The 14,637-nt window shown below is 65.1% G+C and carries 14 protein-coding genes; 6 read left to right on the top strand and 8 right to left on the bottom strand.

The genetic code is table 11. The features are described 5' to 3' along the window. Positions 1–11 precede the first annotated feature (11 nt). From lptB to argS, 5 genes are all read right to left on the bottom strand, one after another. Positions 12–779, bottom strand: a complete 768-nt coding sequence (gene lptB, locus AC1RDS_RS15050; RefSeq protein ID WP_425285662.1) for an LPS export ABC transporter ATP-binding protein — start codon at positions 777–779, stop codon at positions 12–14. 11 nt (positions 780–790) lie between these two features. Further along, a complete protein-coding gene (gene lptA / locus AC1RDS_RS15045) occupies positions 791–1,438 on the bottom strand; it encodes a lipopolysaccharide transport periplasmic protein LptA (RefSeq protein ID WP_287878502.1) in 648 nt (215 codons plus the stop codon). 97 nt (positions 1,439–1,535) lie between these two features. Continuing rightward, the gene (locus AC1RDS_RS15040; RefSeq protein WP_092699448.1) at positions 1,536–2,192 is read right to left on the bottom strand and encodes a thiol:disulfide interchange protein DsbA/DsbL; all 657 of its coding nucleotides are present in this window, start codon (positions 2,190–2,192) and stop codon (positions 1,536–1,538) included. 78 nt (positions 2,193–2,270) lie between these two features. Then, entirely contained in the window at positions 2,271–2,927 is a 657-nt protein-coding gene (locus AC1RDS_RS15035) for an SPOR domain-containing protein (protein ID WP_492227120.1), read from the bottom strand. Between the two features lie 12 nt (positions 2,928–2,939). Beyond that, on the bottom strand, positions 2,940–4,649 hold the full coding sequence (gene argS, locus AC1RDS_RS15030; protein WP_092699444.1) for an arginine--tRNA ligase: 1,710 nt from the start codon (positions 4,647–4,649) through the stop codon (positions 2,940–2,942). Between the two features lie 439 nt (positions 4,650–5,088). Here argS and AC1RDS_RS15025 point away from each other — a divergent pair, with 439 nt between their 5' ends. Next, positions 5,089–5,376 carry a PsiF family protein gene (locus tag AC1RDS_RS15025; RefSeq protein WP_026435417.1) on the top strand — a complete coding sequence of 96 codons (288 nt, stop codon included), beginning with the start codon at positions 5,089–5,091 and terminating at the stop codon, positions 5,374–5,376. 612 nt (positions 5,377–5,988) lie between these two features. Here AC1RDS_RS15025 and AC1RDS_RS15020 read toward each other — a convergent pair. The 3 genes from AC1RDS_RS15020 to AC1RDS_RS15010 form a co-directional block, all read right to left on the bottom strand. Further along, positions 5,989–7,428 (bottom strand): ArnT family glycosyltransferase, encoded by a 1,440-nt coding sequence (locus tag AC1RDS_RS15020; RefSeq protein ID WP_492227119.1) that lies wholly within the window; start codon positions 7,426–7,428, stop codon positions 5,989–5,991. 178 nt (positions 7,429–7,606) lie between these two features. After that, the gene (locus AC1RDS_RS15015) at positions 7,607–8,053 is read right to left on the bottom strand and encodes a DUF2214 family protein (RefSeq protein ID WP_287878513.1); all 447 of its coding nucleotides are present in this window, start codon (positions 8,051–8,053) and stop codon (positions 7,607–7,609) included. A gap of 54 nt (positions 8,054–8,107) precedes the next feature. Continuing rightward, on the bottom strand, positions 8,108–9,031 hold the full coding sequence (locus AC1RDS_RS15010) for a LysR family transcriptional regulator (RefSeq protein WP_287878516.1): 924 nt from the start codon (positions 9,029–9,031) through the stop codon (positions 8,108–8,110). Between the two features lie 274 nt (positions 9,032–9,305). Between AC1RDS_RS15010 and AC1RDS_RS15005 the strand changes: the two genes are divergently transcribed. The 5 genes from AC1RDS_RS15005 to AC1RDS_RS14985 all read left to right on the top strand — a co-directional run bounded on the left by AC1RDS_RS15005 (position 9,306) and on the right by AC1RDS_RS14985 (position 14,438). Continuing rightward, the gene (locus AC1RDS_RS15005) at positions 9,306–11,513 is read left to right on the top strand and encodes a malate synthase G (protein WP_492227118.1); all 2,208 of its coding nucleotides are present in this window, start codon (positions 9,306–9,308) and stop codon (positions 11,511–11,513) included. A 178-nt stretch (positions 11,514–11,691) separates the two neighbouring features. Beyond that, the gene (locus AC1RDS_RS15000; protein WP_092699433.1) at positions 11,692–11,925 is read left to right on the top strand and encodes a cysteine-rich CWC family protein; all 234 of its coding nucleotides are present in this window, start codon (positions 11,692–11,694) and stop codon (positions 11,923–11,925) included. Between the two features lie 31 nt (positions 11,926–11,956). After that, positions 11,957–12,145 (top strand): 4-oxalocrotonate tautomerase, encoded by a 189-nt coding sequence (locus tag AC1RDS_RS14995; protein ID WP_092699432.1) that lies wholly within the window; start codon positions 11,957–11,959, stop codon positions 12,143–12,145. Positions 12,146–12,155: 10 nt separating this feature from the next. Continuing rightward, the gene (locus AC1RDS_RS14990) at positions 12,156–13,634 is read left to right on the top strand and encodes a DHA2 family efflux MFS transporter permease subunit (protein WP_287878521.1); all 1,479 of its coding nucleotides are present in this window, start codon (positions 12,156–12,158) and stop codon (positions 13,632–13,634) included. A gap of 33 nt (positions 13,635–13,667) precedes the next feature. Continuing rightward, on the top strand, positions 13,668–14,438 hold the full coding sequence (locus AC1RDS_RS14985) for a class II glutamine amidotransferase (protein WP_287878522.1): 771 nt from the start codon (positions 13,668–13,670) through the stop codon (positions 14,436–14,438). Positions 14,439–14,637 lie beyond the last annotated feature (199 nt).

The following is a 14,637-nucleotide window of genomic DNA, read 5'->3' as shown; positions in this document are numbered from 1 at the left end:
GGGGGCCATGCTCACATCCGGAAGTGTTCGCCGAGATAGACGCGACGCACCTCGGCGTTGTCAACGATTTCGGACGGCGTGCCCTGGGCCAGGACATGGCCGTCGCTGATGATGAAGGCGTGGTCGCAGATGCCCAGCGTTTCGCGCACGTTGTGGTCGGTGATCAGCACACCGATGCCGCGCGCCTTCAGGAAACCGATGATGCGCTGGATCTCGATGACGGCAATCGGGTCGATGCCGGCGAAGGGCTCGTCGAGCAGGATGAAGCGCGGCTGGGTGGCCAGCGCGCGGGCGATCTCGACCCGGCGGCGCTCGCCGCCCGACAGGGCCAGGGCCGGCGAATCGCGCAGATGGTCCACGCGCAACTCCTGCAGCAAGGCTGTGAGGCGTGCTTCGATCTCCTTCCGGGCGAGCGGTTTGCCGTCGTCGCCCCGCTGCAGCTCCAGCACGGCGCGCACGTTTTCCTCGACGTTCAGCTTGCGAAAGATCGACGCCTCTTGCGGCAGATAGGACAGCCCCAGACGCGAGCGCCGGTGGATGGGCATGTCCGCAACCGAGTGGCCATCGATGCGGATGTCACCGCCATCGCAGCGCACCAGGCCCACGATCATGTAGAACGAAGTGGTCTTGCCCGCGCCATTGGGACCGAGCAAGCCCACCACCTCGCCCTTTTGCACGACCAGCGACACATCCTTGACGACCTTGCGGCTGCCATAGGACTTTTCGAGGTGCGCAACTTCCAGGCGGCTGCCCGCCTGGGTGTCAGGGCTTGTGTTCACGGTCGCTGCACTCACTTGCTTGCGCCGCCGAGGGTGTTGCTGGGGCGCAGCACCGGCCCGCTGGCAGCAGGGGCTGGGGTAGCGGCAGGAGGTTGCTCCTTGGGCGACAGCACGGCGCGCACGCGCCCGCCGGGGGCGGGTGCATCCCCCGCTGTGCTGGCGGGCGATTTCTTTTGCCCATCGACAGTGAACACATCGGTGAGGTTGTTGTAGACGATGACGGCGCCCGAGACCTCATCGGTCACCACCGATTCCCGGTAGCGGCGCATTTCGGCACGGGTGATGAAGCGCACATTGTCAGCACGGCCGTCGTATTCGATGACCTCGCCCTCCCCTTCGATGAACTCGTCCGGGGCGCCGGCCAAGCTGTCGCGTTTTTGCCGGAAGAACGCGCGCTTGCCGGGCTCTGCCGTCACCACGCCGTACTGGTAGCCATCGGCATCCTGGCGTACATCCAGTTGTGCACCGCGCAGCACGATGGTGCCCTTGGTCATGACCACCCGGCCCGTGAACACGCTGGTCTGCTTGAGCTCATCGTGGCGCAGCGCATCGGACTCGATGTTCATGGGCTTGTTGCGATCAGCCTTTTCGGCATGGCCCACGCCAGGGGCACAAGCCAGGGCCGAGAGCAGCAGGATCGGGAGGTATCTTTTTTTCATGAGGCACAAATCTTGCCTTCATTGTAGCCACGCACAGCGCCAGCGCCCATGAAAAAGCCCGCAAACGCGGGCCTCTCGCACGGTGGCGAATGCGGCATCAGCCCTTGCGCGCCACGCCCGCCAGATACTCCACCACCTGCAGCACGGTCTGCATGCTGCCGGCCATGGTGCCATCGGTATAGAACCGGCCGGCCACGCCCATCGAAGGAACGCCTTCCACGCCATAACCCTCCTGCAGCGCCGAGGCGCGGCGCACCTGGCTGGACACCGTGAAGGAGGTGTAGACCTCCTTGAACTTGGCGGCATCCACACCCTGCTGGGCCACCCAGGCGAAGATGTCCTCGTCCTTGGCCAGCTTGAGTTTTTCGACGTGAATGGCGCGGAACACCTTGGCGTGCAAGGTGTCGAGCTTGCCCATGCCTTCGAGCGTGAAATACAGCTTTTGCTGGGGTACGAAGCTGGCATTGAAAGCCACGGGAATGCGGCGGATGCTCAGATCCTTGGGGGCTGCCTTGACCCAGGCATCGAGCGCCGGCTCAAAGGAGTTGCAGTGCGGGCAGCTGTACCAGAAGAACTCGATCACATCGACCTTGCCGGCGGGGGCATCCGGCGTCAGGGGCTTGGCGAGCCTGGTGTAGTCCTTGCCCTCCTTGAACTGGCGCGCCTGCGCCATGGCTGGCGTGGCCAGCGGCAGGGTCAGGGCGGAAGCGGCAACCACCGAAGCGGTGGACAGGGAAAACTCGCGGCGTTTCATGACGTGGACACTCCTTGTTCTGGTCTGGGGGTGTGAGAACGCCCCCACGAAAAAGTTCAGACGATGGCGATGGACATCCTAGCGCTGGACACGCACCATCGCGGACTCGACGCCGGCGCCTTCCAGCTTTTCCTTCAGCTGCTCGGCGTCGTCGCGCTTGGCAAACGGCCCCACGCGCACGCGGTACATGGTGCGGCCATTCTGTTCGCGCTCGCTCACGCGGGCTTCCCAGCCCAGCATGGCCAGTTTGGCGCGCTGCGCATCGGCCCCCGACTGGGTAGGGAACGCCCCGGCCTGCACGAAATAGTCAAACGGATCGACCGCCGCCGACTTGGCCTTGGCCAGGTCGCCCAGCGGGTCCGCCGAGGCGGCAGGCTTGGCGTCAGCTTTCGTGGCGGACTTGGCCTCGGCCGTTGCAGGCTTGCTGGCCGGTGTGCGCGCAGCGGTGGCCTCAGCGGCCGGGGCCGTGCCGTTGGCACTGGCCGACGCGGCTGCGGCTGCGGCCGGAGCAGGCGGGCGCGCGGGGTTTTTGCCGTAGAGCGGCGAGTTCGGGTCCCAGTTCTTGTTCTTCTGTGCCTCGGCGGCATCCTGGTCCACGCCGCGCAGGCCGCCCTTGTTCAGGAAAGGCACAGGCACCTTGGTCACATACACGGCCACGGCCAGCGCGGCACCCAGGCCCACGACGACCCCGACGATGAACCCGATGATGGTGCCACCCGTCTGTTTTTTCTTCATGGTAGTAACTGCTTACATTCTGGCTGGAGCCGATACGCCCAGCACGGCCAGGCCATTGTGCAACACCTGCGCGGTGGCGGCGACGAGGGCCAGGCGCGCCTTCTTCACGGCCTCGTCGTCCACCAGGATGCGCTCGGCATCGTAATAGCTGTGGTAGCTGGCGGCCAGGTCGCGCAGGTAGAAGGTCACGTCGTGCGGCGCCTCGCCCTCGGCAGCGGCCGTGAGCATCTCGGGGTACTTGGCCAGCTGCAGCATCAGCGCCTGGGCCTGCGGGCCTTCCAGCGCCGACAAGTCCACATCCTTGAGCGCAGCCACATCACCACCGCCCGCCTCCTGCCAGGCGCGCAGCACCGAGCAGATGCGCGCATGCGCGTACTGCACGTAGTACACCGGGTTGTCGTTGTTCTGCGCCACGGCCAGGTCCACATCGAAGGTGTACTCGGTGTCTGGCTTGCGGCTGAGCAGGAAGAAACGCACGGCGTCCTTGCTGGTCCACTCGATCAGGTCGCGCAGCGTGACGTAGCTGCCCGCGCGCTTGCTGATCTTGACCTCCTCGCCGCCCTTGACCACGCGCACCATGGTGTGCAGCACATAGTCGGGGTAGCCCTGGGGAATGCCGACATCGGCCGCCTGCAGGCCGGCGCGCACGCGGGCGATGGTGCCGTGGTGGTCCGTGCCCTGGATGTTGACGACCTTGGTAAAGCCGCGCTCCCACTTGGCGATGTGGTAGGCCACGTCGGGCACGAAGTAGGTGAAGGTGCCGTCCTGCTTGCGCATGACGCGGTCCTTGTCGTCGCCGTAGTCGGTGCTCTTGAGCCACAGCGCGCCGTCCTGCTCGTAGGTCTTGCCGTTGGCGACGAGCTTGTTCACCGTGGCCTCGACGCGGCCGCTGGTGTACAGGCTCGATTCGAGGTAATACTCGTCGAAGTGCAGGGCGAAAGCCTGCAGGTCCTTGTCCTGCTCGTTGCGCAGGTAGGCCACGGCGAACTGGCGGATGTTGTCGTAGTCCTCCACATCACCGTTGGCGGTGAACTCGCGGTCATCGGCCTTCACGGTGGCCCGGGCCTTGAAGGCCTCGGCGATGTCGGCAATGTAGTCGCCGTTGTAGAAATTCTTGGCCAGCGGGTTGTCGCTGTCGGTGGGCCAGCAGTCATCGCCCGGTTGGAAGCCCTTGGCGCGCAGCTGCGTGCTCTTGGTCAGCGTGTCGATCTGCACGCCCGCGTCGTTGTAATAGAACTCACGGTGCACCTTCCAGCCCTGCGTGCCGAACAGGTTGCAGATGGCATCGCCCAAAGCCGCCTGGCGGCCATGGCCCACATGCAGCGGGCCGGTGGGGTTGGCCGAGACGAACTCGACCAGCACCTTTTCGCCCCGATCGGCCTGGTAACCAAAGCGCGCTCCAGCGGCCAGCACCTCGCGCACCACCTCCTGCTTGGCCGCGGGCTGCAGGCGGATGTTCAGAAAACCGGGGCCGGCGATCTCGATGGCGGCCACCCAGCGCTGGAAGGCAGGCGTGGCCTCCAGCGCGGTCTTGAGCTGCTCGCCCAGAGCACGCGGGTTGAGCTTGAGCGGCTTGGCCAGCTGCATGGCGGCGGTACAGGCGAAGTCGCCATGGGCCGCGACCTTGGGGGATTCAAACGCCGCCTTGGCGCCAGCGCCGGGCGACAGGATTTCCAGCTCGGCAGCAAGCGCTGCGAGCAATTCATTTTTGGCTGTGAGCATCGGCGGATTTTACGGGGCGGCCGGCACAGACCATCGAACACCCGCGCCAGCGCACCCCGGCGGGCATGCGCGCAGGCTGGCGGTGCCCCCAGGCCGAATGGCGCCCCACCCCCGTTGCCGAGGAGATTGAGCGGAGGCCGCCCCAGCCCATCGGGCTGCACCGACGCCTCTGGACCCTGGTGTTTCAGGTACCTTGCACGCTGCTGATGCGTCCTGTTTCGCAGCATTCTTTTTGTACGCTGCTTTCGTGGCGTTTTGTATCGCCGGGGCGCTGGGCAGAGCGGCGCCAAGACCCCGCATGCGCCGAGAAATCAACGTGCACAGCCCTCCGTCGCAGTTCGCGCGGTTGTTTTCATGGCTTGTCCGCGTTGTCGCGCGACACGTTCTATGGTGCAATGCCGCCGGGACCCCCCATAACGCATTCACACCAGGAGATTCCATGCAAAAGCTTCTTTCCCTGACCGCGCTCGGTTTGGCTCTGTCGCTGGGTTTCAGCGCCCACGCTGCAGAGAACACCCCTGCCCCTACCAAGCAGCAATCCAGGATGGCGACCTGCAACAAGGATGCCGGCGAGATGAAGGGCGATGAACGCAAGGCCTTCATGAAGACCTGCCTGAGCAACAAACCGGCCACGCAGCAAGGCAAGATGAAAACCTGCAACGCCGAAGCGGCCGGCAAGAAGGGCGATGAACGCAAGGCCTTCATGAGTGAATGCCTCAAGAAATAAGATCTCACGGCCATCGGCCCCAAACCCCGCCAGCCCAGCATGGCGGGGTTTTTTATGTTTCCACCTCGCATCTCCATGCCCTACCGGCGATGCGCACCATACCCTTGCTGGATTCCCATGGCTGCCCGCGCCGCCCAGACACCATCCGTCTCCTGCGTCATGCCGGCCTACAACGAGGGCCGCAAGCTGGCCACTGTCGTGCCATAGGGGCTGGCGGCGCTGCAGGCCCTGTCGCCCAAGGATCGAGGCAGTTCTGGTCAACGATGGCAGCCGCGAAAGGAGGCCGCGCGTGGCAAGGTGGTGCTTGGATGCCGACGGCCCGCACTCCTTCTCCAGGCTGTCCGAAACGCTACCAGAATAGCCGCCAGACAGCGACGTGGTGTACGCCGTGCGGCGTACCCACGACGACCACTCGCGCCTGCAAGCCCGGTGGACACGCGTGTTTTACCGGCTCATCCATTGGTGCAGTCGGGTCGAGATTCCACCAGAGTACGTGGGACGCACCCACGAAGAGGTCAAGCGCCGCCCGGCCTGCCTGGTGAACGAGCGCACCGGCAGGGGTCTGCCAGAGGCTGGCGGCGCCCCGGGCGCCTGGCGATAGGGCGCGCCGTGTCAGGAGCCACCCCCACTGACAGCGGCCGGCGGCCGCACCCGCCAGCCCCAGCCGTCGAGCACCCGGTGCGCATCCGCCGGACCCTCGCCGGGAGGCCACAGTTCCAGGATGCCCCCGCGCTCCAGTTCGCGCGGTGTGATCCACGGACTCAACGCCGGGTCGCCATAAATGAGCACCCGTGGCTGCTCCGGCAGCCACAGCGCCACCGCACCGCTGGCGGCTGCCGGCCCGCTGATGATGCGCACGGGGCCGCCCAGTTCCTGCCGCGCGGGCTGTGCCACCGCCTCCGCCAGCGCCTGGGACCGAAATTCGCGCCAGTGCGCCGAGCGCGGGGGATGGCGGCCAAAAGCGGAGGTGTCGTACGACTGCCATACCAGCAGGCCCTGCAGCGCCACAAACGCCACGCCCGCCACGGGCAATGTCCATCCTGCGCGCAAAGTCGCCTCGCGCAAACCCAAAACGGCCATGCAGGCCGGTACCGTCCAGAGGGCAAACGCCGTGCCCCACTGCAGTTGCAGGTCCACCCCCCACAGCACCCCCATGGCCGCCATGAACGCCGGCGGCAACAGGCCCCAGCACCACAGCAGCGACTGCCCCAGCACCGCGGCCCCATGCGGCTCTTGCGGCCCCGACGGTGAAGGCAATTCACGGCGCACGTGGCGCTGTGCCCACCACACCAGCAGCAACAGCAGGACGGCGGGCAAGCACCGGTTGAACAGCCAGTCCAGCAACCACCGGGCCGTGGCGGTCAGCCGCTGGCCGGGCCCGAACTGTGCCCCCAGGGATGACTGCATGGCGTAGGCAATCGGCCCACGTTCCTGCTCCAGCAACCACAGCGCATGCGGCAAAAAGATCAGCAACGCAATGGCCAGCGCCATCAGCAATCCCTGGCGCTGGGCCGGACTGCGCCACAGTCCGTGCCGCACGAACAGCCACAGCCCGCACACCGCCGCCACGGCATACTGGTATTTGCTGAGCATTCCCAGCCCGGCAACCACCCCCAGCGCCAGCCACCAGCGCCGTTGCGGCCGGGTGAGGATGCGCCACCACAGCCATGCGCTCAACGCGACCCAGAGCATGAGCACGATGTTGTGGTTGTAGTAGTTCATCCGCCCGTTGTAGAACGTGATTCCCAGGGCGGCCAACAGACCCACCCAGGCATAGTGGCGACCATGGATGTCATGCAGCAGCGCGCTGAAAATGGCGAGACTGACCAACGTGAACAAGCTCCCCAGCAGATAGCTGGACCACGCGGACCAGCCCGCCAACTGCACAAACGCCCACATGATCCAGGTGGGCAGCGGAGGGTGCTTGTAGTACCCCCACTCCAGCGATCGCATCCAGGTCAGCTGCTCGATGTTGTCCGCAGGCGGACTCAGGGCAACACTGTCCAGATGCCACAGCCATACCGCGCCGAACAGGAGCAAAAGCACGGCCATGGCCAATGGCACTTGCGGCCCCCTGCGCACTGGGGCCATGGATGTGCCCACACGGCCATCCAGATAGGATCGATTCACAGCAAAGCCTTGGTTGAATGAAGTAACGCACGCTCCAGGGGACGCCGGCTGCGCACCAGTTTTTGAAACCAGGAACTGCGCCGCCCGGTGCTGGGCGAGCCTACCAGCCGCGCGCCCAGAAGACGGCAATCACCGCCACCACCGGCAGCACATGGGACTGGATCATCACGAGGCGGCGCACCCGCGCGACTTCCGCGGCATCCGGCAGGGCGCCGGTGCTGCGGAGCGTCCGGTGCCAGCGGCGAAACGCCAGCGAAGGCACAAACGACAACACGACCATGGCCACAACGAGGGTGATCTTGAGGTGAAACAGCGGTTGCGACAGATACCATGACGCGCCCTTGACGCCCCAGATGAGGCGCGCCAGGCCGCTGGCTATCATCACCGTCCCCGCCACGGCATAGATCACATCCAGCCGGACCAGGCGCTCGACCACGGCGGCATTGAGCCATTCAATGCGGCACAGCGCAGCCTGGCTCGAGAGAAAGACCACAAAGGTCAGTATGGCCACCAGGTGCAGGGCGGCCAGGACGGCTTCGAGAGTCATGGGGTCAGTTCCTTGTGAAAGCCTTGCGGATCCAGAGAAAAGGCGGCTCGGGGGCTACGCGGCCGTCCAGAAACCGGGCTGGCTGTAATTGTGCTTGAGGAAATCGATCCACAGGCGCACCCGTAGCGGCATGTGCTTGCGCTGGGGAAACACCACGTAGATGCCATTGGGCGGCGCGGCAAACTCCTCCAGCACTTCCACCAGGCGGCCCGCGGCGATTTCCGCCTCCACCTCCCAGGTGCTGCGCCAGGCCAGGCCATAGCCCGCCAGGCACCAGTCGTGCAGCACCTGGCCGTCCGAACAATCGAGCGGCCCGCCCGGCTTGAGGTGCACCACCTCGCTGCCGCCCCCCTCGGCGGGCATGCGAAACGCCCAGCCGCGCGTCTGCGAGGCCTCGCTCGACAGCGTGAGGCAATCGTGCGCCGACAGCTCGCTGGGATGGCGCGGCGTGCCATGGCGCTGCAGATAGGCGGGCGTGGCCACGCACAGGCGGCGGTTGTCGGCGATGCGCACGCTCACCAACGACGAATCGGGCAAGTCACCCACGCGCACGGCGCAATCGAAACCCTCGCCGGCCAGGTCCACCACGCGGTCGCTGAGGTTGAGCGAGATCGTCACGTCGGGGTGCGCCGTGCGAAAACGCGGCACCAGCGGCGCCACATGGCGGCGGCCAAAGCCGGCGGGGGCGGTGATGCGCAGGTGGCCCGTGGCCTTCACCCCACCTTCCGACACGCTGGCCTCGGCATTGGCCACGTCGGACAGCAGGCGCTGGCAGTCCTCCAGAAAGGCGCTGCCCTCGTGCGTGAGGCTGATGCGCCGCGTGGTGCGCACCAGGAGCTTCACGCCCAGGTGTTCTTCCAGCGCATCCAGCCGGCGCCCCATGATGGCGGGCGCCACGCCTTCGGCCTTGGCAGCAGCGGTGAGGCTGCCGCGCGTGGCCACCGACACAAAGGATTCGAAGGCCTTGAGTTTGTCCATGGCGCTGATTATGGAGACAAGTAGCGACCGCGCCACCGGGTGGTGGCGATCGAGAAATTTCCGTCAAAAATGCCTCTATCGCCTATTCAACAGGCGTTAATAGCTATTGTTTTTGCATGAGACAGTCACGCTATTTTTGCAAAAAAGTCATTGGTTTCGAGATATTCAAAGGCTTTATGCCACCAAACAATTGCAATACAGTCTTTCCATGGTTCGCGTCAGCGGGCCCAGTGGCTGGTTTTCCCCTTTATTTCTCTACCTTAGGCATCGCACCATGACCGCACGCACCTCTGTTCACGGCCTGCAAGTGGCCACCTCCCTGTTCCGCTTCGTGGAAGACAAGGTCTTGCCCGGCACCGGCGTGCAGAGCAGCGCCTTCTGGAAAGGCTTTGACGCCATCGTGTCCGACCTGGCCCCGCGCAACATCGCCCTGCTGGCCGAGCGCGACCGCCTGCAGACCGAGCTGGACACCTGGCACAAGGCCCACCCCGGCCCCATCACCGACATGGCGGCCTACCGCAAGTTCCTGGAAACCATCGGCTACCTGGTGCCCCAGCCCGCCAACGTGCAGGCCACCACCACCAACGTGGACGACGAGCTCGCCATCCAGGCTGGCCCCCAGCTGGTGGTGCCCATCCTGAACGCGCGCTATGCGCTGAACGCCGCCAACGCCCGCTGGGGCAGCCTGTACGACGCGCTCTATGGCACCGATGCCATCCCCGAGACCGACGGCGCCGAAAAGGGCAAGGGCTACAACCCGGTGCGCGGCGCCAGGGTGATCGAGTTCGCCCGCAATGTGCTCGACCAGAGCACGCCGCTGGCCACCGGCTCGCACAAGGACGCCACGGGCTACCGCGTGGAGGGTGGCCAGCTGGTCGTGGCCCTGAAGAACGGCAGCACCACGGGCCTGAAGAACCCGGCCCAGTTCACCGGCTACCAGGGCAGCTCGGCCCAGCCCTCGTCGGTGCTGCTGCAGCACAACGGCCTGCACCTCGATATCCAGATCAACCGCGCCACGCCCATCGGCCAGACCGATGCCGCCGGCGTGAGCGACCTGGTGCTGGAAGCGGCGCTGTCCACCATCCTCGACCTCGAAGACTCGGTGGCCGCCGTCGATGCCGACGACAAGGTGCTGGGCTACGCCAACTGGCTGGGCATCCTGCAGGCCACGCTGACCGAGTCGTTCGACAAGGGCGGCAAGACCGTGACCCGCGGCCTGAACCCGGACCGCATCTACACGGCCGCCAGCGGCCAGGGCGAAGTGCGCCTGCATGGCCGCTCGCTCATGTTCCTGCGCAACGTGGGCCATCTGATGACCAACCCGGCCATCCTGTGGACCGACGCCCAGGGCCGGCAGCGCGAGATTCCCGAAGGCATCATGGACGCGGTGGTGACCACCGCGATCGCACTGCACGACCTGCAAGGCCACGGCAAGAACGGCATCCGCAACTCGCGCAAGGGCTCGGTCTACATCGTCAAGCCCAAGATGCACGGCCCGGCCGAAGTGGGCTTTGCCGCCGAATTGTTCGGCCGCGTGGAGCAGTTGCTGGGCCTGCCTGACAGCACCGTCAAGCTGGGCATCATGGACGAGGAGCGCCGCACCAGCGTCAACCTCAAGGCCTGCATCGCCGCCGCCAGCAGCCGCGTGGCCTTCATCAACACCGGCTTCCTCGACCGCACCGGCGACGAAATGCACACCGCCATGCACGCTGGCCCCATGGTGCGCAAGGGCGACATGAAAACCAGCGCCTGGCTGCCCGCCTACGAACGCAGCAATGTGCTGGTCGGCCTGTCGTGCGGCCTGCGCGGCAAGGCACAGATCGGCAAGGGCATGTGGGCCATGCCCGACCTGATGGCCGACATGCTCAAGCAAAAGATCGCCCACCCCCAGGCCGGCGCCAACACCGCCTGGGTACCCAGCCCCACCGGCGCCACGCTGCATGCGCTGCATTACCTCCAGGTGAAGGTGAGCGACATCCAGATCGCGCTGGAAAAGATCGACGCCAATGCCGAGCGCGACAACCTGCTGACCGGCCTGCTCACCGTGCCTGTGGCCTCCGCCCCCAACTGGAGCGACGCCGAGAAGCAGCAGGAGCTGGACAACAACGCCCAGGGCATCCTGGGCTACGTGGTACGCTGGGTGGACCAGGGCGTGGGTTGCTCCAAGGTGCCCGACATCCACAACGTGGGCCTGATGGAAGACCGCGCCACGCTGCGCATCAGCAGCCAGCACATGGCCAACTGGCTGCTGCATGGCGTGGTGACCGAGGCGCAGGTGCAGGAAACCTTCCGCCGCATGGCCGCGGTGGTCGACCAGCAAAATGCCGGCGACCCGCTGTACCAGCCCATGGCGGGCCACTTCGACACCTCGTACGCCTACCGCGCCGCGGTGGAGCTGGTGACCAAGGGCACCGAGCAGCCCAGCGGCTATACCGAGCCGCTGCTGCACGCCTGGCGCCTAAAGCTCAAGGCAGCCGCATAAGAGCGCCGGCAGCATTGGCACGTTTTCGCTAGTTAATTCATAGCTTCCAGCGCTTTATGGACAAGCGATAGTCTGCATTTTCTATGCACATGGGCACCCTGCGGGGTGCCTTTCTTTTGGGATCGGCACCTTTACACTGGTCTTCTTGCCTTCGGGCCCGTGCCCTGATGATCTGCCTATGTCCCAGCCACCCCTTGATACCAGCATCTGCCCTTTGTGCGGGCAAGGCAACCAGTGCGCCGTGGTGGCCGGGCAAGCTGCCGAAACCTGCTGGTGCATGTCGGCGCACCTGTCCGCCGCTGCCCTGGCGGCCGTTCCGGACGCGCTGCGAAGGCGTGCGTGCATCTGCCCGGTTTGCGCGGCCTTGCCCCTACAGAACCCCGATCAGCCGCCACCCGCGGCGCCGATATGATCAGGCATTGCATTGCAAGGAGCCATTGAACATGCCAACGTACCACATTGAAATGATGGAAGGCCGCACCATCGAGCAGAAGAAAAAGCTGGTCGCCGAGATCACGCGTGTTTCTGTGGAGATCCTGGGCGGCTCGCCCGAATCGGTGGATATCCTCATCACCGACGTCAAGCGCGAAAACTGGGCCACCGGCGGCACACTCTGGACCGAACGCTCCTGAGCACCGCACCATGACACAGCCCTGCGGCTCGCCCTCCATGCTGCGCGAGCGCCATGGCGAGCGGTACCGCTGGCTGGTACTGCTTTCGGTGATGGTGGGGACCATGGCGTCCATCATGTCGTCCACCATCGTCAATGTGGCGATTCCGGACATGAGCCACTATTTCGCGCTCGGCCAGGAGCGCGCCCAATGGGTCACGTCGGGCTTCATGGTGGCCACCACGGTGTCGATGCTCACTACGCCGTGGCTGCTGTCACGGTATGGCTACCGGGCCACCTACGTAGGCGCCATGGTGCTGCTGCTCGCAGGGGGCGTTGGCGGCGGCATCGCCGGGGATTTCGGACTGGTGCTCGCCGCCCGTGTGGCCGAGGGGCTGGCCGCCGGGGTGGTACAGCCGATTCCCGCAGTGATCATCCTGTATGCTTTTCAACCCCACGAACAGGGGCGCGCCAGCGGCATTTTCGGCATGGGGGTCGTACTGGCGCCCGCCATCGGGCCCAGCCTGGGAGGCCTGCTGGTGGACTGGTTTGGCTGGCGCTCGATTTTTTTCATGGTCGTGCCGTTTTGCCTGGCCTCCATCACACTGGCCTACAAATTCGTGCCCACCACCGCCCCCGGCGGAATGCCGGCGAACCGCAGCGGCGAACCACTGGACTGGCGCGGGCTGGCGCTGGGTACCCTGGGCACGCTGTGCCTGCTCAATGGCCTGGTGGCGCTGCACAGCGGGCCTTACGCCCAGGCGACCCTGCTGCTGGGCACTGCCATGCTGTTCGTGGTACTGTTCCTGTGGTGGCAACGGCGCATTGCGCGGCGCGGCCACAAGCCCCTGATGGACCTGAGGGTCTTTGAATACCGTCAGTTCGCCATGGGCAGTGTGGTGGCCTTCATCTACGGCACTGCGCTCTTTGGCTCCACGTATCTGCTACCGGTTTTCATGCAACTGGGGTTGCAGCTTTCTGCCTCGCATGTGGGCACCATCATGCTGCCCTCTGGCCTCGTGCTGGCGGTCACCATTCCTCTGGTCGGCCGGCTGGCCGACAGGGCTCCCACCCACTGGCTGGTCGGCACCGGCCTGGCGCTGCTGGGCATTTCCTTTGTGCTGATGAAGCTGGTGGGGCTGCAGTCTGCACTGTGGACGCTGGTGCTGTTTGCCGTGCTGGGCCGCATCGGGCTGGGCTTCATCCTGCCCTCGCTCAATCTGGGCGCCATGCGGCCGCTGGACAAGACGCTCATTTCCCAGGGATCGAGCATCATCGGCTTCGTGCGCATGCTGGGGGGCGCTGCAGGAGTCGGTCTTTGCGGAATCGTGCTCGAATGGCGCCTGGGCGTGCATGGAGACTCATTGACGACCGCAGCCACGAGCCCAGCACGCATCGCAGCGTTTGGCGAAACCTTCCTGATGCTGGCAGGACTCTGCCTGCTGGCGCTTATTGCGGCATGGCAATTGCGCGGTGCGCCAGGCCAGGCCACCGCGGCTCAGCAACCCTGACCGCATGCCTTCACATCATCACCGGGTCCTCTCATGTGCCAGCTGCTTGGAATGAACAGCAATACCCCCACGGACATCACCTTCAGCTTTCGGGGATTTGCGCAACGTGGCGGCAATACCGCCGATCACGCCGATGGGTGGGGCATTGCGTTCTTCGAAGACCGGGGCCTGCGCCATTTCGTGGACCATCTGCGCGCGGCCGATTCACCCATTGCCGAGCTCATCCGGCACTACCCCATCAAGAGCCTCAACGTCATTGCCCATATCCGCAAGGCTACGCAGGGGCCTGTCAGCCTCCAGAACTGCCATCCTTTTGTGCGTGAACTGTGGGGTCGCTACTGGGTTTTTGCGCACAACGGCGATCTGAAGGAGTTTCGCCCGCGCCTGCATGCGCATTTTCACCCGGTGGGCAATACCGACAGCGAGCATGCGTTTTGCTGGTTGCTGCAAGAGCTTGCCAAATCGCATGCGGGCATGCCCAGCATTGACGAACTCACCCGCACGCTGCGGGAGCTGACACCGCAAATTGCCGCGCACGGCACCTTCAATTTTCTGCTGTCCAATGGCGAAGCTCTGTGGGCCCACGCCTCCACCCACCTTTATCACCTGCAGAGGCGGCATCCTTTTGCCATTGCGCAGCTATCGGATGAAGATCTCTGCATTGATTTCGCCCCCCTCACCACACCATCCGACAAGGTGCAATTGCTGGCGACGGAGCCGTTGACGGTCAATGAGGAATGGAAGGCGTTCGGCTCGGGAGAACTGAAGGTGTTTGCGGGGGGAAGCGAGGCGAGCAGGGGCTAGCTTTTCCACGCCACGCTCATCGAATACAGAACCCACTTGTTGCTGGCCGCTGCCCCTTTGCCGGACTGGGCATGCACAGAAGGTTTGAATTGATTCGCGGCGGGCGGCGATAGCGGCGCTGAAAGCAGAAACGCCCCACTCAAAATTTGAGCGGGGCGTTACTGGGCTGTAAGAGCCTGACGATGACCTACTTTCACAC

The organism is Acidovorax sp. GW823-FHT02H02, from assembly GCF_058797075.1.
Note: the sequence above shows the minus strand (reverse complement) of the source record. Positions and strands in the feature narration are given on the sequence as shown.